This window comes from Streptomyces sp. NBC_01465 (genome assembly GCF_036227325.1).
Lineage (GTDB): Bacteria > Actinomycetota > Actinomycetes > Streptomycetales > Streptomycetaceae > Streptomyces.
This window is the reverse complement of the sequence record NZ_CP109467.1, coordinates 8,675,959-8,692,549: the sequence shown is the minus strand read 5'-3', so window position 1 is coordinate 8,692,549 and position 16,591 is coordinate 8,675,959. Positions and strand designations below refer to the sequence as shown.

Below are 16,591 nucleotides of genomic sequence, written 5' to 3'. Positions count from 1 at the left end.
GCGCGAGGCGTTCTGGATGCATCCGATCGAGCGCGTCAACTGGGGAGTGTGAGGCGGAAGGCGGTGTGCCCGTGGCTGCTGGTGACGGTGGCGGTTCCACCGTGGGCCGTGATGACTGCCTGGACGATGGCGAGGCCCAGTCCGGTGCTGCCGGTGCTGCGTGAGCGGGCATGGTCGGCTCGGACAAAGCGGCCGAAGACCTGGGGTTGGAGATCTTCGGGGATGCCAGGGCCGTTGTCGCTCACGTCCACTCCTACGCCGGTTGGACCGACGGCCAGCGTGATGGTCACCTCGGTGCCGGGTGGGGTGTGGATGCGGGCATTGGCGAGGAGGTTGCCGATGGCCTGCTGGAGACGGTGTGCGTCGCCGGTGACAGTGACGGGTTCTTCGGGGAGGTCGAGGAGCCAGTGGTGGTCGGGGCCCGCGGCGCGTGCGTCGTCGGTCGCGTTCAGGATCAGCAGGGTCAGGTCGAGCGGCTCGTGGTCGAGGGGGCGTCCGGCGTCGAGGCGGGCGAGGAGAAGCAGGTCGTCGACGAGGCGGGTCATGCGCTGGGACTCGCCGTTGATGCGTTCCAGAGCGTGGCGTACGTCGCCCGGGACGGGGCCGTTGTGGCGCAGGGCGAGTTCGGCGTGGCCCCGGATGTTCGCGACGGGGGTGCGCAGTTCGTGGCTTGCGTCGGCGGCGAAGTGGCGGAGTCGTTCCTCGCTGGCCTGGCGGCGGGTGAGGGCGTCTTCGACGTGTCCGAGCATGTGGTTGAGGGCGGTGCCGACCTGGCCGACCTCCGTGCGCGGGTCGGTGTCGGAAAGGGGGCCGGGCATCGCGACTTCGCCGCTGGCGAGGGGCAGTGCGGCGACCTCGGCCGCTCGGGAGGTGACGCGCTGGAGGGGGCGCAGGGAGAGGCGTACCCACAAGGCGCCGGCGATGCCAGTGGCGAGCAGCGCGGCGCCGAAGACGACGGTTTCGACGGCTTCGAGGCGGTGGACGGTCTCTTCGACAGGGTGCAGGGGCAGACCGGTGATGAGGATGTCCTGGTCGTCGCCCCGGACGGCCGTGACCCGATACTTGCCCAGCGTGGACAGGCAGATGCTGCGCCCGTTTCCGTCCGCGGGGACTCCGGCCAGGGCGTGGCGGTCATCGGCGGTGAGCCGGAGGGGGCGGTCGGTCGAGTCGTCGACCACGGCGGCCTGGGTGACGGTGCCGTCGAGGAGCCGGGCGCCGAAGGTCGTTTCGGACTGGCCGCGGGTGTCGGGGCGGTTGTCGGCGTCGGGTTTGGCTTCGTGTTCGAGGCTTGCGGCGAACCGGCCGCCGGATGCGGTGAGTTGTTGGTCGAGTCGTCCCATGAGGAATCCGCGCAGGGCGAGGGCGGTGGTGATGCCGACGGCGAGGCAGGCCAGGGCGAGCAGCGTGACGAGTCCTGCGGTGAGCTGGCCCCGCAGCGTACGGGGTCCCAGGCGTCTCACGATGCTTCCGGCTTGAGGACGTAGCCGACACCGCGCACGGTGTGGATCATCGGAGTGCGGCCGGCGTCGATCTTTTTGCGCAGGTAGCTGATGTAGAGCTCGACGACATGAGCGCGGCCGCCGAAGTCGTAGGCCCAGACCCGGTCGAGGATCTGGTCCTTGGACAGCACCCGGCGCGGGTTGCGCATGAGGAAACGCAGGAGTTCGAACTCCGTACGGGAGAGTTCGACGACGGCACCGCTGCGCCGGACTTCCCTGGCTTCTTCGTCCATGGTCAGGTCCCCGACGGTCAGCCAGTGCTGGCCCGGTTCGGTCGCCATTCCCGCCCGCCGCAGGAGGCCGCGCAGGCGGGCGAGGACTTCTTCCAGGCTGTAGGGCTTGGTGACGTAGTCGTCGCCGCCTGCCGTGATGCCCGCGATGCGATCCTCGACCGCGTCGCGGGCGGTCAGGAACAGCACGCACACCCGGGGCGCCTCGCGTCTCAGCGCGCGCAGGACCTGCAGCCCGTCGAGGTCGGGGAGCATCCAGTCCAGAACCACCGCGTCGGGCCGGAAGTCACGCGCTGCGGTGAGCGCGCTCGAGCCGTCGGATGCTGTACGGACCTGCCAGCCCTCGGTGGTCATGACACCGGCCAGGACGTCAGTGACGTCGGGTTCGTCGTCGACCACGAGGATCCGTACGGGGCCTCCGTCGGGGCGGTGCAGAAGCGATGTGGTGCGCGGCTCGTCCATGGTCCTTTCAGCATCCCCTGCCGTGGGCCGCGACCGGACGTCCCGTGCCTCTGAGTTTCCTCTCAATCGGCACAGAGGCCGACGGGTGGGGCGGATTCAGAAGGTACACAGAGCTCGGGCTGTGAGGCTGACCGCCCCGTACGGGATTGAGCAGTCGCCGGAGGAGCCATGACCACCACGTTCAGCCGCACCGCCTATGCGGGCCGCGGGATGCGCCACCGGCGCCCGCACCGCAGCGTCGTGCCCCTGCTGGCACCCCTGGTGATCTGGGCCGGTGCCGCGGGGGTGCTCGCCCTCTGGTGGGCCGACACGACCTCGGTGGTCGGTCCTGCAGGCTGGCTCACCGGCGCGGGGCGCATCACCGGCCTGCTGGCGGGGTACGCCTGCGCGGTCCTTCTGGCGCTGATGGCGCGCATACCGATCCTGGACCACACCATCGGCACGGACCGGCTCGCCCGCTGGCACGCGTGGGGCGGCCGCTGCACGGTGTCGCTGGCGCTCGCCCACACCCTCCTGATCATCTGGGGCTACTCCCTGTCTTCCCGTACGGGCGTGGTCAGCCAGACAGCCACGCTCGTCCTGCACTACCCCGACCTGTTGAAGGGCACGGCCGGCTTCCTGCTGTTCGTGGCCACGGGAGTGGTATCGGCTCGCGCGGCCCGGCGGAGAATGAGTTACGAGACCTGGCACTACCTGCACTTCGCCACCTACCTGGCCGTCTTTCTCACCTTCGGGCACCAGCTCTCCAACGGGGCGGACTTCGTCGGCAACCGGCTCGCCCAGACTGCCTGGTACACCCTGTTCCTCGGTGTCTCGGCGCTGCTCGCCTGGTACCGGTTCGCCCTCCCTGTACGGCGCGGCCTGCGCCACCGGCTGCGCGTCGCGGCCGTGCATCCCGAGGCGCCCGGTGTGGTCTCCGTCCATCTGACCGGTGAGCGCCTGGACGAACTGGGCGGTGAACCGGGGCAGTTCCTGCGCTGGCGGTTCCTTGCCCGCGGGTTGTGGTGGACGGCGAACCCGTACTCCCTCTCGGCTCCCGCGCGCCCCGGCCACCTGCGCATCACGGTGAAGACCGCGGGCGGGCACAGCGCCGCCCTGGCCCGTCTGGCGGTCGGCACCCGGGTGTGGGCCGAGGGGCCCTACGGGGGTTTCACCGCGAGCCGCCGTTCCACCTCCCGGGTCCTGCTCCTGGCCGGCGGTGTCGGCATCACCCCGCTGCGGACGCTGTTCGAGACGCTGCCGGGCGACGTGACCCTGATCTACCGGGCGCGCCGCGCCCAGGACCTCGCGCTGCGCGGTGAGCTCGACGCGATAGCGGCCCGCCGGCGGGCGACCGTGCACTACGTCGTCGACGAACCCGCCGCGTACTCCTCTCCCCTCACTGCCCGTGGTCTCAGCTCCCTGGTCCCGGACCTGGCCGCGCACGACGTCTACCTGTGCGGTCCGCCCGGCATGACGCACGCCGCGATCCGGGCCCTGCGCGAAGCCGGCGTCCCGGCACGGCGCATCCACCACGAGTCGTTCGCGTTCTGAGGAGAACCCCTATGCGCCGTGCCGTCCTCGCGACCACAGGGATCAGTGCCCTCGTCGTCGCGCTGCTCGCCCTCAAGCCCCACCAGCTCCCCGCTCTCGCCGGGGTGGGCCCGCGTACTCCCGCTTCCTCGCCAGACACCTCGTCGGGCACTACAACCGGTTCGGGCACGGGGACGGGCACGTTCACCGGCGATCCGATCGACACCCAGTACGGAACCGTGCAGGTCGCCGCCACCCTCTCGAAGGGGAAGATCACCGGCATCAAGGTTCTCCAGGCCCCGGACCAGAACGGCCGCGACCAGCAGATCGCCTCGTACGCACTGCCCCGCCTCACCCAGGAGGCGCTCGGCGCCCAGAGCGCGCACATCGACGCCGTCTCCGGAGCCAGCTACACCAGCCAGGGCTACATCCAGTCCCTGCAGAGCGCTCTCGACCAGGCCCGTGCCTGACACCGCGCGCGGACTTCGCCACGTCGAGCACGTCATGGGCACCGTGTTCTCCTTCGACATCCGCGACGAGCCGACCTCAGCGATCCGCAGCGCGCTCGCGGAGGCCGTACGGCAACTCCACCGGGTCGACGCCGTGTTCTCCACCTACCGGCACGACAGCCACATCAGCCGACTCGACCGGGGGGAGATCCGCCTCGGCGACTGCCCGTCCGAAGTACGTGAGGTGCTGTCCCTGTGCGCCGAAGCCGCCCATGTCAGCGACGGCTGGTTCAGCGTCGTCCCCGCGGGAACCCTCGACCCTTCTGGGCTCGTGAAGGGCTGGGCCACCGAAACGGCGTCCCAACTCCTCTACGAGGCAGGCGCCCACCACACCTGCATCAACGGCGGAGGCGACCTCCAGCTCCGCGGGCAGGCCGCCCGCGGCACACCGTGGCGCATCGGCATCGCCCACCCGCTGCACCCCGGGGAGCTGCTCACCGTCGTCACCGCCCCGCACGACCTGGCCGTCGCCACCTCCGGCACGGCCGAACGCGGTGCCCACATCCTCGATCCGCACCGCGGCACACCCGCCACCGCCTTCGCCTCTCTCACCCTCGTCGGCCCCCGGCTCACCTTCACCGACACCTACGCCACCGCGGCCTTCGCCCGGGGCGAGGGTGCACAGGACTGGGTGGAAGGTCTCGCCGGCTACGAAGCGCTGGCCGTGCTGCCCGACGGCCGCCAGTGGAGCACATCGGGATTCCACCGGTACGAAGCCTGAGAGGTGGGAACCACGACAACGGGGCAACAGCTGTGCCTGATCAGGAGGTCCCGCGTCGTGGGACGGGGGTGGAAACGCTGGAGCGGCGCGTGGTGCTGCCGCATGACCAACAGGCCGGCGCTGCCCGTCGCGTCGAGCAGCCTGCGCATGCGGTCCGTGCGGGTGCTCCGTCGCACGGCCCCGAGCAGTGCGGAGCCGTCGGCCGAACGTGCGGGGGTGCCGTCCGCGCGGAAGCAGAGCAGTGCCACATCGCGGCGGGCCGCCTCGGTGAAGGCGAACAGGGCCGCGTCGGCGTCTTGTTCGTCCTCGTGACCCAGGAGAAGGATCACCGGGCCCGGCGCGGTCGGCGGGCGGGTGTGCGGGGTGTTGGCCAGCATCAGCGGAGTGCGGGTGCGGGCCGCGGTGCGGCGGGTCACCGAGGGCAGCACAGCGCCGGTGAAGCGGCCGGTGCGGCGGGGACCGACCACGATGAGCGCCGCTCCGGCCCCATGGCGTACGAGCGCCGCGGCCGGGCCCTCCCTCACCGCGGTGGCGTGGACCTCGAGGCCCGGGTGGCGGGCGCGCACCCGTGCTGCACACGCGGTCAGAATCGGGGGTGCCTCGTCCGGATCGGGTACGGCGTAGAGCAGTTCCAGCGGGACTCCGCGCAACACGGCCTCGACGGCTGCCGCGTCCTGTGCCTGAACGGCTGCCGGAGATCCGTCGACGCCCGCGATGACGTGTCCGCGCAGCATGACTGGTGTCCTTTCTCGCGCGACGGCCTGCCGGTGCGGTGCTGTCGCGCGCTGGCGTGTGGGGCAGGGCCCGTGGGTTCAGCGGGCGGGGGCGAAGGTGTGTGCGCCGTTGAGGAGGACCTTGAGGGCGCCGGTCTCCGCCGCCCGGTGGAAGGTGTCGTACGCCTCCTCGATCTGGCCCAGGGCGAAACGGTGGGTGGCGAGTTCGGCTGCGGGCAGGCGCCCGGCGGCGAGCATGTCGAGCAGGACGGGCGTCGAGTAGGTGTCGACCAGTCCGGTCGTAATCGTCACGTTCTTGATCCAAAGGTCTTCGAGGTGGAGCCGGGCGGGCTTGCCGTGCACGCCGACGTTGGCCACGTGTCCGCCGGGGCGGACCATGCGGGTGCACATCTCGAAGGTTTCCGGGACGCCGACGGCTTCGATGACGACCTGGGCCCCCAGTCCGCCGGTGAGGTCCTTGACCACGTCCACGGGCTGTTCGACGGCGTTGACCACGATGTCGGCGCCGAGCCGGGCGGCTGCCCGGAGGCGTGCGTCGGCGAGGTCGACCGCGACGATCTTCCCGGGGGAGAAGAGTTTCGCCGTCGCGACGGCGGCCAGTCCGATGGGGCCCGCGCCGACCACGACGACGGTGTCGCCGGGCTGGACACGGCCGTTGAGGACGCCGACCTCGTAGGCGGTGGGGAAGATGTCGGAGAGCAGGACGGCGTCGTTGCTCTGCACGGTCTCGGGCAGACGGTGCACGGACAGGTCCGCGAAGGGAATACGGACGTATTCGGCCTGGGTGCCGTCGATCAGGTGGCCCAGGATCCAGCCGCCACTGCCCAGGCACTGGCCGTACGCCTGCCGCCGGCAGTAGTGGCAGCGTCCGCAGGAGGAGATGCACGAGACGAGGACCCGGTCGCCGCGGTGCACGGTGCGCACGTCGGCGCCGGTCTCGACGACTTCGCCGACCGCCTCGTGGCCCAGCACGGTTCCGGGGCGTACCTCGGGGACGTCGCCTTTGAGGATGTGCAGGTCGGTGCCGCAGATGGTGGTCGTGTCGACACGCACGATGATGTCGGTGGCCTGCTCGATGCCCGGGTCGGGGACCTTGTCCCAGGACGACTGGCCGGGGCCGTGGAACACGAGTGCCTGCATGGCGAACGCTCCTCGTCTGTACGCCGGTTGGTCTCTGTGCCCACCGTGCGCCGGGCCGGGGGGCGGCGCCCAGGGGCCGGTCGGTCCCCCTTCGCCGCTGCTGGTCCCCGTTGCGCGAACTCAACCTCGTACGCTTGCCTAAGAGTTGGCCGGAGGCGGGCGCAGGTATTGCCTCACGCTCTACGGTGAACCGAGGTACGCATCGCTGGTGCGTCCGAGGGTGGAGGATCCGTTGAAGCAGGACAACGAGCGGAACCCGGAGGCACTTCCCAAACTGCGCCTGGATGAACTGCTGGAGGAGCTCCAGGTCCGTATCAACACGGTGCGCGGCACGCGTGATCGTGTACAGGGGCTGCTGGAGGCGGTGTTGTCGGTGGGGCGGGAGCTGGATCTGCCCCAGGTGCTGCACGGCATAGTGGAGGCCGCGGTCGTGCTGGTGGATGCCGAGTACGGGGCTCTGGGGGTCATCAGCCACGACCGCAGGCTCGCCCAGTTCCTGCCCGTCGGCATCGCGGAGGAACTGCAGTCCCGGATCGGAGACCTGCCCAGCGGGCACGGCCTGCTGGGCGAACTCATCCGCCACCCCGAGCCCTTGCGCCTGGCGGAACTCGCCGAGCACCCCTCATCCTCGGGCTTTCCCGACAACCATCCGCCCATGCATTCCTTCCTGGGTGTCCCGATCCGGGTGCGCGACGAGGTCTTCGGCAACCTCTACCTCACCGAGAAACGCAGCGCGAAGGAGTTCGACGCCGAGGACGAGGCGGTCCTCGCGACGCTGGCCGTCGCGGCGGGAGTCGCGATCGAGAATGCCCGGCTGTACGAGGAGGCCAGGCGCCGCGAGCTGTGGATGGCCGCGAGCGCCGAGGTGACCCAGAGCCTGCTGTCGGGCGTGGCGCAGAAGCAGGTGCTGGCCCTGGTCGTCGACCATGCACGGCAGTTGCTCACTGCCGACCTGGGGCTCGTGGCCGTCCCTGAATCGGGGCGCCTGCGCGTGGAGTTGGCGCTCGGCCGCGGCGCGGAGGCGCACCTCGGGCTGCTGGTTCCGGACGGTGAGAACTTCCTGTCGGCGGCGTTCCGTACGGGCGAGCCGGTCCTGAGCCAGGACATCGCCGCCGACGCGCGTACGGAGGCGAAGGAGCGGTGGGCGGGCATGGGTCCGGCGGTGGCGGTTCCGCTGGGTTCGGGGACGGGGGTGCGCGGGGTGCTCCTGCTCGTAAGGGCTACGGGGCGGGCCGCGTTCGGTGTCGCGGAGTCACAGCCTCTGCTGGGGTTCGCGGGACAGGCGGCACTGGCTCTGGAGCTGGCCGAGCGCCGCAGTGACGCCGAGCAGATCGCCCTGCTGGAGGACCGCGACCGCATCGCCCGCGATCTGCACGACCTGGCGATCCAGCGGCTGTTCGCGACCGGGATGACCCTGCAGAGCACCCAGCGGTTCGTACAGCATCCGGAGGCGTCCGAGCGGCTGGAACGGGCTGTCGGTGATCTCGACGACACCATCAAGATCATCCGCTCCACCATCTTCGGGCTGCGGTCGCACGAGTCCGGTCCCGGGCAGGGCGGTCTGCGCCAGCGGCTGACGGTCACCGCGGCGTCAGCAGCCGCGTCCCTTGGATTCAGCCCGTCACTCCGCCTCGATGGTCTGATCGACACCGATGTCCCCGCCCCGCTGGCCGACCATGTCGTGGCCGTGGTCGGTGAAGCGCTGAGCAACACCGCCCGCCACGCCCGCGCCCGGCACGCGGACGTGCATGTGGTGGTGGCCGCGGGCGAGTTGACGCTGACGGTCGGCGACGACGGTGTGGGGTTCTCGGCGGGCTCCGAGCGCAGCGGGCTGAAGAACATCGCCGAGCGGGCGAGTGCGGTCGGCGGGGACTTCCGTCACGAGGGCCGCCCCGGCGGGGGCACTCTGCTCGTATGGAGTGCCCCCGTGCCGTGAGCCGGGGGTCGGGGGTCGGGGCAGCACTGTCCGCCGCCCTACGTGGTGGCGGGCCGTTGGTGGATGCGCAGCACCTGGGAGGGGTCCCGGCGCGGGGTGGGGCTGCCCGGCGGGCCGTAGCCCAGACGGATGAGCATCTGGACCTGAGAGTGCAGGTCCGCCGGGCCGCGCAGGGAGCGGCGCAGGTGGGACCATTCCAGCGGCTGATGGAGGAGCGAGGCACGTACGTCGTGCACGGTGGCGACCAGCAGGACGTGTTCCAGAGCTTGTCCGGCCCTCAGCCAGTCCACCCGGCGGTCGTGCGCGGTCGCCAGGACGGCGATCAGGGGGTGCTGCTCGAACGCGGCTGTTTTCAGGGCGCGGCTCCGGCACAAGCCGGTGAAGGTGCGCATGGGCAGACGGCTGGTGGCATCCTGCCGGCCGAAGGCCGTCTGCGGGAGGCCGTCCGTACGACCGGCCCCGGCGGGAGCCCAGTTGAGGTTCTCGGCGGCGCGTTGTCCGTCGTGGGCATTGCGGAACTCGGCCTCGGCTGCCAGTCGCAGGAGGCGTTCGGTCTCCTCCACGCCGGGGTAGCTGAGGGTGGCGCCTTCGGCGTGGGCGGCTTCGACCAGTTCCGCGCGTACGACGGGCGGTGGCCAGCGGTCGGCGAAGGGGAATCGGCTGGTGTGCCGGCGTTCGATGCCGGCATAGAGGTCCGGCCGGTGGGCCGCGGCCTGCTTCGCGGTGGCTGCCAGTTGCACGGTGGCCAGCAGAGCCGGATCGGCCGGGGACGGCAGGAGCCGGGTCAGGGGCCGCCAGCCGAAGTGGGTGACGGCGACGCGCAGGTTGAACAGAGCGGCCCCGACGGAGAGATGGAGGGCGCGCCCATGCGGATCACTGTGGTGCAGGGCACGTTCGGGGGCGGCACTGATGGTGAAGGTCAGGGTCTGCGGGTCCAGGCCGAACCGCCAGGGCTGGGTGTTGTGGATCGAGGGCGCTGCGGAAGCAGCGGTGATCAGCGCTTCGACGGTTGCGCCGTCGAGGGTCGCAGGGGGCATGACTCCCACCTCCAGGTTGCCTTTCGAGCCTGACCGGTGACCGGGCAGGGATCGAAGGGGCCGGGCGGTTCACCCCAAGGGGCCGAACAGGCCTTTCCTGGGCGGCCGTTCAGGGGGTGCGGCGCTCGAGCTGGGAAGCGAGCACGGCGGCCTGGACGCGCCGGTGGACCCCGAGTTTCGCCAAGAGGCGGGAGATGTTGTTCTTGACGGTCTTCTCCGACAGGAACAGCTGCTCGCCGATCTGCCGGTTGGTGAGTCCTCCGCCAATGAGCTCAAGGATGTCGCGTTCGCGCGCCGTGAGACCGGCGAGTTCGGGCGGCTGGGCGCCCTCGGGCGCCGGTTCGGTGCGCAGGCTGTTCATCAGCCGGGCCGTGGTCGCGGGGTCCAGCATGGACTGCCCTGCGGCCACCGTACGCACCGCCGAGAGCAGGTCGGCCCCGCGGATCTGCTTCAGCACGTATCCGGATGCGCCCGCCATGATCGCGTCGAGGAGGGCGTCGTCGTCGTCGAACGAGGTGAGCATCAGGCAGGCCAGCTCCGGCATGTCCGAGCGCAACTCCCTGCAGACGGTGATGCCGTCCCCGTCGGGCAGACGTACGTCGAGGACGGCGACATCGGGGCGCAGCGCCTTGCCGCGGTTCACGGCGTGTTCGACCGAGCCCGCATCTCCGACGACCGCGATGTCGGGTTCGGCGTCCAGCAGGTCGATCAGACCGCGCCGGACGACTTCGTGGTCGTCGACGAGGAAGACCCTGATCGGGTGCTCGTCGGAGAACTTGTGGGCTGATGCGGTCATGGCCGTCCCTCACTGGAGCGATGTGCTTCGTCCTGAAGGAATCCTCGCCCGCGTACAGCCCCGTCGGCCAGGGCCTAACAGCCCATTGTCCGGGGCGCGTTGAGACCTTTCGGCCCCGTGGGGGCGGCGTATCGGCCCCTGCCGGAGCGTGTGCATGCCTGGCACGGTCGAAGGATCCCGAGGAGGCGTTCCACGATGGCATTCACGAAGCGGACCGCTGTGCGGCTGTGGCGCTGGCGGAACAATCCGCTGAAGCGGCGCAGCGACATACTGGAGGCCTGGGTCGTGGCCGCGACCTGGGCGCTGGTCGCGGTGGCCGTTGTCGCGGTCGGCGCGGCCACGGCCGGTTGGGTCTCCAGCAGCATCTCCGCACAGCAGAGCGACCGACATCGCGTCCCTGCCGTGCTGACACAGGCGGCACCGCCGGCCGTGGCCGCGGTGTCGGGCGCCGGCTCCGAGCAGGTGATGGCGCGGGTCCGCTGGGTCGACGCGCGGGGCGCCACCCGCACAGGCACGACCCGGGTGCCGGCCGGGGCCGCCGCGGGCACTTCGGTGACCGCGTGGGCGGGTCCGCACAACTCCCTGGTGAGCCCGCCTCCTTCGGACTCCGACCGCATCGTTCGGGCGGGCTACTCCGCGGTTCTGGCCGGATCGGGGGCCGGTGCGCTGGTGTTCCTGGTCGGCCTCGGCCTGAGGGCCCACATCGAGGTGCTGCGGATGCGCGGCTGGGACGCAGAGTGGCAAGAGGTGGCACTCGTGTGGCGGCGCCAGATTCTTTGAAGGACCGTTCCCGTGCCGCAGCGGCACAGTTGACAGGTCAGCGGGCCGTACCCGTTTCCAGGGGCGACCCGCTGTGCGATGGGGGCAGGAGGACGGAGAACCATACGGCTTTGCCGTCCTGGGTGGGCAGCGTGCCCCAGGTGGCGGCCAGTTGGTCGAGCAGTGCCAGTCCGCGGCCCGACTCCTCGTCGAGCGCGGCCGTTCTGGCCCGGGGCAGGACCGGGCTGCCGTCGCAGACTTCGATGGTGAGGTCGTCGCGTGTGCGGCGCAGCCGCAGCCTGAGCGGGTCGCACGCATGGCGGACCGCGTTCGTCAGAAGTTCGGAGGCGAGCAGGCAGGCGGTGTCGGTGAGGTCCTCACATCCCCAGTCCTCCAGAGTGCGGCGCAGGAAGCGCCGCCCCTCCCCCACGCTGACGGGCAGGGCGGGCAGCTCTGCGGATACGGCGGTGAGCGGGGCGAGCGGGATCCGGGCGAGGAGCAGGGTCACGTCGTCGGCGTAGCCCACCGGGTCGGGCAGCAGTGCGGCGAGGATGGAGTCTGCCGCCAGGTCCAGGCAGGGTGAATCCGCGATGGCCTTCTCCAGGGCGACGGTCAGGGCGTCGATCTGCTCCTCGATGTCGCTGGTGGGGGTCTCCACCAGACCGTCGGTGTAGAGGGCCAGCACGGAGGACGGCGGGACGGTGAGCCGGATTTCCTGGTGGGGTACTTCGCCGACGCCCAGGGGCACGCTGACGGGTACCGGGAGTCGGCGGACCTGACCGGTGGGGTCCACCAGCAGGACCGGCAGATGTCCGGCGGAGCACACGGTCAGGGCGCTCTCGTCCGGGTCGAGGATCAGGTAGCAGCAGGTGACGAGTTGGTCGGGCAGTTCACTGACGACCGCGTCCAGGGCCCGCATGAGCTGCCACGGCGGCATGCCGGTCTTGGCCAGGGCGTGGGAGGCCGAGCGGAGCTGTCCCATGACGGCTGCGGCCTCCAGGCCGCGGCCCATGACGTCGCCCATCAGTACGCCCACCCGGCCGCCGCCCAGGGCGATCAGGTCGAACCAGTCGCCGCCCACACCCGGGCCCTGACGTGCGGGGAAGTAGCGGCTGGAGGCGTCCATGCCGGGCAGTGGGGCGGGCGAGCCCATCAGGCTGCGTTGCAGGGTGAGGGCGACGTGGCGCTGCTGTTCGTAGAGTTCGGCGAGCTGGATCTCGGCAGCCTTGCGTTCGCTGACGTCGCGGATCGCGGCGGAGATCAGCGTGCCGTCCGGGGTCTCCAGGGGGCTGAGGCTGATCTCGACGGGGAACTCGCCGCCGTCCTTGCGCAGCCCGTGCAGGTCCAGGCCGGCGCCCATCGGGCGCACACGGTGGTTGTCCACGTAGCCGTGGCGGTGGGACGGGTGGTGATGGTGGAAGCGCTGGGGCACCAGAACTTCCACCTGGCGTCCCAGGAGCTCCTCACGTCGGTAGCCGAATAGAGTCTCGGTCTGCGCGTTGACGAGCTGGATGGTGCCGGCGTCGTCCACGATGACGATGGCGTCGGGGGCGGCTTCCAGCAGGGCGCGGAAGCGAGCCTCGGCGGCCTGGCGCTCACTGATGTCGCGCACGGCCGCCGAAATCAGCAGCCCGTCGGGGGTCTGCAGGGGGCTGATGCTGATCTCGACGGGGAACTCACCGCCGTCCCGCCGCAGTCCGTAGAGCTCGAGGTTGGCGCCCATCGGGCGGACCTGCTGATTGGCGGAGTAGTCCAGGCGGTGGCCCGGATGCTGGGAACGGAAGCGCTGCGGGACCAGGATCTCGATGGGACGCCCCAGCAGTTCATTGCGGGGGTACCCGAAGAGCGCCTCCGTCTGGGCATTGACGAGCCTGATCACGCCGGTGTCGTCCACGATCACCATCGCGTCGGGAGCCGCCTCCAGCAGGGCACGGAACGGCTCCTCGGCCGTGGCGTGCCTGCGGGGTTCTGTGTTGTTCCGGCCCGTATGCATGGAACATCTCAGCATCGGCGCAAGGGGACGAGGGGGACTTGTCACCAAGTGACCGTTGCTGCACCTTCTCTGCCCCCTTGAGGTGCGCGCGTGTCGTGTCGGCGGCCCTGGTCCGGCGGAGCGGTTCAGTGGGCTGTGGGGTGGCCGTTGGTGAGAGCGCTCCGTACGTCCACGATGCCCTCGACAGCGCGGGCCAGGCGGGTGGCGAGAGGGATCAGATTGGTGTCCTGCACGGTTCCTGTCAGGTAGGCGATGCCGTCGTGGACATCCACGACGATCGGTGTGGTGGTGTGCGGAGCGAGGGCGGAGAGGACCGAGTGCCGGATCTCCTCGGCGAGTTCCTCGTCGGAGCGCAGGAAGACGGTGAGCAGGTCGCTGCGGCTGACGATGCCTTCGAGGAGTGCCTCGGAGTTGACGACAGGGAGCCGCTTGACGGCGCGGCGGGCCATCACCCGGGCGGCCTGGGCGAGGGTTGCCGAGGCGTGGATGGTGGTGGCCGGGGCGGTCATCAGCTGTCCCGCGGTGAGCCCGTCGGCCTTGGTGAGATCAGTGAGGCTGCGGAGTTCGCCGAGGCGTCCGGGGTCACTGTCGTGGAAGGCCTCTTTGGGGATCAGATCGGCCTCGGAGACCACGCCGATCACGCGTCCTTCGCCCTCCAGGACGGGCAGCGCGCTGATCTTCCACTGCTGGAGTCTGTGGACGATGTCCTTGAAGGTGGCCTCGCGGCCTACGGCGATGACGGTGTGGGTCATCACGTCGCTGACCGTCTGCGGTCCGGGGTACACGGTGTCCTCCGTACGGGGTGTCGGGGCAGGCAGGGGTGGGCGGGCGCGGTCAGCGGGGCAGGCCGCTGCCGTAAGGGGCGTAGAGGTCGAGCAGTCGGGTCCGGGCGGCGAGCAGCCTGCGGGAGAGGACACGGCCGACCCACAGGGCGACGGCGGTTCCGAGGACGGGGTCCTGCCGGCACAGGGTGCGGACCGTCTCCGCGTCCAGTTCGTAGGCGCGGACCGGAGAGACCGCTTCGGCGCCCATCTGCCAGGTGTAGGGGGCGTACAGCCAGGACCAGCCGAGGAGTTCGCCGTGGCCGAGCGTCTCGATGATCGCGGGGCGGCGCCCGGGCACGTGCAGGTCCAGGGCGACGGTGCCGGTGCGAATGACCCAGAACCGGTCGGCGTGCTGGCCCTCGGAGAACAGACGCTCGCCCTGGGCGAAGGACACCTCACGGGCGCCCTGCATCAGTCGCTCACGGTAGGGGGCGGTCAGTGCGCTGGTCATCCGGGTGGTCGCGTTCATCACAGAACCTCCTTGTGCGGGGCCCCGGAAGGGAAAGGGGCCTTCCTCTGCCAGCGTGCTCGGACGGCCGCCCGTCCGGTACGGGCCGCGCGGTCCAGGCACGAGGTCCGTCCGGCCCCGGCCGGGTGCCGGGTGCCGGGCGGACGGTGCAGTCATCCGGCCCGGAGGGCGGCATGGGCTGCGTGGGCTGTTCGCCGGTGTGGCCCGGGGTCGGCGGGGATGCTCACGACAGGGACGGTGGCCGCGCTCAGACAACCCCTCGCGACGGCTCCGACCGCCGGTGCCGCAGTGCCGGCGTGCGGGCGGTGGCCCAGGGCCAGCAGCAGGGCTGTGCGGGCGTGTTCCAGCAGGACCGCGACGGCGGGTCCTTCGGCGACGACCGTACGCACGGGCACCGGGGGTCTCTCGCCCAGGGCGCCACGGACCACGTGGTCGAGCAGCTGTTCAGCGTACCGGCGCTCTTCGCCGGGCGTGGGGTGGGCGGGTACGTGGGCGTAGGGGGCCAGTTGGCAGGTGGCCGGCTGCCACGCGTGGACAGCGATGATCTGTGCGTGCAGTGCGGCGGCCTGGGCGGCGGCCCAGCGCAGTGCGGCAGTTGATGCGACGGAGGTGTCGATGCCGACGACGATGCGCGGCGGGGCGGGGCGGGCATGGTATTTCCTTTCCGGGCGGGCGGCGGTCATCGGTGAGGGCGGCCGCCGCGGAGGGAGTCAGGGGTGGGTCGCCGGGCTGAGAGCGCCGGCGATCCGGGTTGCGAAGGTGCGGATCTGCTCCGGGTCGCGGAAGTCGCCGCCGCGGCCTTGGGCCAGGAGCATGCGGGCCATGCGGCCGGTGGCCCCTGCTTGCAGGGCGCCGCCGATCGTGATGTGGCCGCGGGCCCGCAGACGTCGTGCGGTGCGGGCCACGCCTGCCACCGGCGGGATGGAGCGGGTGGTGGCGGAGTCGTCCAGGGGGCCGCTGCTGAAGAGCCACAGGGGCAGTTCGGCCAGGGCGCGGCGGTGGATGCGGGCGAAGGTTCGGGCGTCCTTGAGCCAGCGCCCGGCGTAGAGGGCGCTGCCCAGGACGACGGCGTCGCAGCCGTGGAGGTCCTGGACGTCGGCGGCGGCCGTCACCCGGGTGTGCAGGCCGTGTTCGTCCAGAGCCGCCGCCAGCGTACGGGCGATTCCGACAGTGGCGCCTTCCCTGGAGGCGTAGGCGATCAGGACGGTGGCAGTCATCGAGGGCCCGCCTTCCTCAGAGTTTCCGCAGCCAGGATTCGGTCACACCGTGGACTGCCAGTTCGGCGGGCTGCAGGTGTGAGTCGTCCAGGCGGTAGGTGAGCCGGTCGACGACCGCGACGACGCCGTCGACGAGACTCGTCATGTGCAGGGCGATGGGCTTCTCGCTGAGTCGTTCGACCTGCCCGTGCAGGGTGACGACCCCGTTGTGAACACTCACGTTGATGGTCTGGGGGGCCAGCCAGAGAGCGCCGACCACGACGTCCTGGAGAACGGCGGTGCGGATCTCCTCGTCCGGGCGCAGGAAGACCTGCAGGATGTCGCGGCGGGCGACGATGCCGACCATGCGGTCCTCCGCGTCGAGGACGGGGAGGCGCTCGATGTGGTGCTCGGCCATGGTGCGGGCCGCTTCGGCAATGCTGTCGTCGGCGTGCACCGTGACCGCCGGGGTGGACATCAGTGATCCGGCGTTGGTCGCCCGGGACTTGGCGAGCCGGCGGCGGGCCGTGCCCGACACGAGGAGCTTCCACCGGCGCAGCGCGGGGTGCCGTACGGGGCCGGGATCGCCAGCCTGGTGCTGCATGAGGTCGGTCTCGGAGACGACGCCGATGACGTGCTCGTCGTCGTCGAGGACGGGCAGGCCGCTGATGCGGCTCTCCTCCAGCAAACGGGCGACCTTCTTGAAGGGGGTGCTTTCGCGGACGGTGACGACGTCACGAGTCATCACGGTGCCGACCTTGGTGTGTTTCATCT

General features: G+C 71.0%; 17 protein-coding genes. 5 read left to right on the top strand and 12 right to left on the bottom strand.

Going from position 1 to position 16,591, the window contains the following annotated elements:
• Window positions 1-35: 35 nt before the first annotated feature.
• Complete coding sequence (locus tag OG707_RS40275; protein ID WP_329127019.1) at window positions 36-1,460, bottom strand: sensor histidine kinase; 1,425 nt, start codon at window positions 1,458-1,460, stop codon at window positions 36-38.
• Entirely contained in the window at window positions 1,457-2,191 is a 735-nt protein-coding gene (locus OG707_RS40270) for a response regulator transcription factor (protein ID WP_329127017.1), read from the bottom strand. The genes OG707_RS40275 and OG707_RS40270 overlap by 4 nt, the downstream gene beginning before the upstream one ends.
• 168 nt (window positions 2,192-2,359) lie before the next feature.
• Here OG707_RS40270 and OG707_RS40265 point away from each other — a divergent pair, with 168 nt between their 5' ends.
• The 3 genes from OG707_RS40265 to OG707_RS40255 are packed head-to-tail and all read left to right on the top strand — an operon-like array spanning window position 2,360 to window position 4,933.
• On the top strand, window positions 2,360-3,724 hold the full coding sequence (locus OG707_RS40265) for a ferredoxin reductase family protein (protein ID WP_329127016.1): 1,365 nt from the start codon (window positions 2,360-2,362) through the stop codon (window positions 3,722-3,724).
• 11 nt (window positions 3,725-3,735) lie between these two features.
• Window positions 3,736-4,173 (top strand): FMN-binding protein, encoded by a 438-nt coding sequence (locus OG707_RS40260; RefSeq protein WP_329127014.1) that lies wholly within the window; start codon window positions 3,736-3,738, stop codon window positions 4,171-4,173.
• Between the two features lie 34 nt (window positions 4,174-4,207).
• Complete coding sequence (locus OG707_RS40255) at window positions 4,208-4,933, top strand: FAD:protein FMN transferase (RefSeq protein ID WP_443071517.1); 726 nt, start codon at window positions 4,208-4,210, stop codon at window positions 4,931-4,933.
• Here OG707_RS40255 and OG707_RS40250 read toward each other — a convergent pair.
• Both OG707_RS40250 and OG707_RS40245 read right to left on the bottom strand, forming a co-directional pair.
• On the bottom strand, window positions 4,861-5,667 hold the full coding sequence (locus OG707_RS40250; RefSeq protein WP_329127011.1) for a universal stress protein: 807 nt from the start codon (window positions 5,665-5,667) through the stop codon (window positions 4,861-4,863). The two genes, OG707_RS40255 and OG707_RS40250, sit on opposite strands and share 73 nt — an antisense overlap.
• Before the next feature lie 78 nt (window positions 5,668-5,745).
• On the bottom strand, window positions 5,746-6,807 hold the full coding sequence (locus OG707_RS40245; protein WP_329127009.1) for a zinc-dependent alcohol dehydrogenase family protein: 1,062 nt from the start codon (window positions 6,805-6,807) through the stop codon (window positions 5,746-5,748).
• Window positions 6,808-7,039: 232 nt separating this feature from the next.
• Between OG707_RS40245 and OG707_RS40240 the strand changes: the two genes are divergently transcribed.
• Window positions 7,040-8,743 (top strand): sensor histidine kinase, encoded by a 1,704-nt coding sequence (locus tag OG707_RS40240; protein ID WP_329127007.1) that lies wholly within the window; start codon window positions 7,040-7,042, stop codon window positions 8,741-8,743.
• A 38-nt stretch (window positions 8,744-8,781) separates the two neighbouring features.
• On the opposite strand, the gene OG707_RS40235 is transcribed toward OG707_RS40240, so the two are convergent.
• Together OG707_RS40235 and OG707_RS40230 are read right to left on the bottom strand one after the other, a co-directional pair.
• The gene (locus OG707_RS40235) at window positions 8,782-9,780 is read right to left on the bottom strand and encodes an Acg family FMN-binding oxidoreductase (protein WP_329127005.1); all 999 of its coding nucleotides are present in this window, start codon (window positions 9,778-9,780) and stop codon (window positions 8,782-8,784) included.
• 109 nt (window positions 9,781-9,889) lie between these two features.
• Window positions 9,890-10,576, bottom strand: a complete 687-nt coding sequence (locus tag OG707_RS40230; RefSeq protein WP_329127004.1) for a response regulator transcription factor — start codon at window positions 10,574-10,576, stop codon at window positions 9,890-9,892.
• Window positions 10,577-10,771: 195 nt separating this feature from the next.
• Here OG707_RS40230 and OG707_RS40225 point away from each other — a divergent pair, with 195 nt between their 5' ends.
• A complete protein-coding gene (locus OG707_RS40225; RefSeq protein WP_329127002.1) occupies window positions 10,772-11,356 on the top strand; it encodes an Rv1733c family protein in 585 nt (194 codons plus the stop codon).
• A gap of 37 nt (window positions 11,357-11,393) precedes the next feature.
• On the opposite strand, the gene OG707_RS40220 is transcribed toward OG707_RS40225, so the two are convergent.
• The 6 genes from OG707_RS40220 to OG707_RS40195 all read right to left on the bottom strand — a co-directional run bounded on the left by OG707_RS40220 (window position 11,394) and on the right by OG707_RS40195 (window position 16,589).
• Window positions 11,394-13,328: a PAS domain S-box protein gene (locus OG707_RS40220; RefSeq protein WP_329127000.1), complete on the bottom strand. Its 1,935-nt coding sequence runs from the start codon at window positions 13,326-13,328 to the stop codon at window positions 11,394-11,396.
• A gap of 125 nt (window positions 13,329-13,453) precedes the next feature.
• Window positions 13,454-14,113: a CBS domain-containing protein gene (locus tag OG707_RS40215; RefSeq protein WP_329126999.1), complete on the bottom strand. Its 660-nt coding sequence runs from the start codon at window positions 14,111-14,113 to the stop codon at window positions 13,454-13,456.
• 49 nt (window positions 14,114-14,162) lie between these two features.
• On the bottom strand, window positions 14,163-14,621 hold the full coding sequence (locus OG707_RS40210; RefSeq protein ID WP_329126997.1) for a Crp/Fnr family transcriptional regulator: 459 nt from the start codon (window positions 14,619-14,621) through the stop codon (window positions 14,163-14,165).
• Window positions 14,622-14,773: 152 nt separating this feature from the next.
• Window positions 14,774-15,304, bottom strand: a complete 531-nt coding sequence (locus OG707_RS40205) for a universal stress protein (protein WP_329126995.1) — start codon at window positions 15,302-15,304, stop codon at window positions 14,774-14,776.
• 27 nt (window positions 15,305-15,331) lie between these two features.
• On the bottom strand, window positions 15,332-15,838 hold the full coding sequence (locus OG707_RS40200; RefSeq protein ID WP_329126993.1) for a flavodoxin domain-containing protein: 507 nt from the start codon (window positions 15,836-15,838) through the stop codon (window positions 15,332-15,334).
• Window positions 15,839-15,854: 16 nt separating this feature from the next.
• Window positions 15,855-16,589, bottom strand: coding sequence for a CBS domain-containing protein (locus OG707_RS40195; RefSeq protein WP_329126991.1), 735 nt, complete (start codon window positions 16,587-16,589; stop codon window positions 15,855-15,857).
• Window positions 16,590-16,591: the final 2 nt, after the last annotated feature.

Bases quoted from the DNA above. Each gene is read 5' to 3' on its own strand.
- OG707_RS40260 (WP_329127014.1), top strand. From the start codon at position 3,736: ATGCGCCGTGCCGTCCTCGCGACCACAGGGATCAGTGCCCTCGTCGTC.
- OG707_RS40195 (WP_329126991.1), bottom strand. From the start codon at position 16,589: ATGAAACACACCAAGGTCGGCACCGTGATGACTCGTGACGTCGTCACC.
- OG707_RS40205 (WP_329126995.1), bottom strand. From the start codon at position 15,304: ATGACCGCCGCCCGCCCGGAAAGGAAATACCATGCCCGCCCCGCCCCG.
- OG707_RS40250 (WP_329127011.1), bottom strand. From the start codon at position 5,667: ATGCTGCGCGGACACGTCATCGCGGGCGTCGACGGATCTCCGGCAGCC.
- OG707_RS40230 (WP_329127004.1), bottom strand. From the start codon at position 10,576: ATGACCGCATCAGCCCACAAGTTCTCCGACGAGCACCCGATCAGGGTC.
- OG707_RS40225 (WP_329127002.1), top strand. From the start codon at position 10,772: ATGGCATTCACGAAGCGGACCGCTGTGCGGCTGTGGCGCTGGCGGAAC.
- OG707_RS40245 (WP_329127009.1), bottom strand. From the start codon at position 6,807: ATGCAGGCACTCGTGTTCCACGGCCCCGGCCAGTCGTCCTGGGACAAG.
- OG707_RS40265 (WP_329127016.1), top strand. From the start codon at position 2,360: ATGACCACCACGTTCAGCCGCACCGCCTATGCGGGCCGCGGGATGCGC.
- OG707_RS40220 (WP_329127000.1), bottom strand. From the start codon at position 13,328: ATGCATACGGGCCGGAACAACACAGAACCCCGCAGGCACGCCACGGCC.
- OG707_RS40235 (WP_329127005.1), bottom strand. From the start codon at position 9,780: ATGCCCCCTGCGACCCTCGACGGCGCAACCGTCGAAGCGCTGATCACC.
- OG707_RS40255 (WP_443071517.1), top strand. From the start codon at position 4,208: ATGGGCACCGTGTTCTCCTTCGACATCCGCGACGAGCCGACCTCAGCG.
- OG707_RS40270 (WP_329127017.1), bottom strand. From the start codon at position 2,191: ATGGACGAGCCGCGCACCACATCGCTTCTGCACCGCCCCGACGGAGGC.
- OG707_RS40200 (WP_329126993.1), bottom strand. From the start codon at position 15,838: ATGACTGCCACCGTCCTGATCGCCTACGCCTCCAGGGAAGGCGCCACT.
- OG707_RS40210 (WP_329126997.1), bottom strand. From the start codon at position 14,621: ATGAACGCGACCACCCGGATGACCAGCGCACTGACCGCCCCCTACCGT.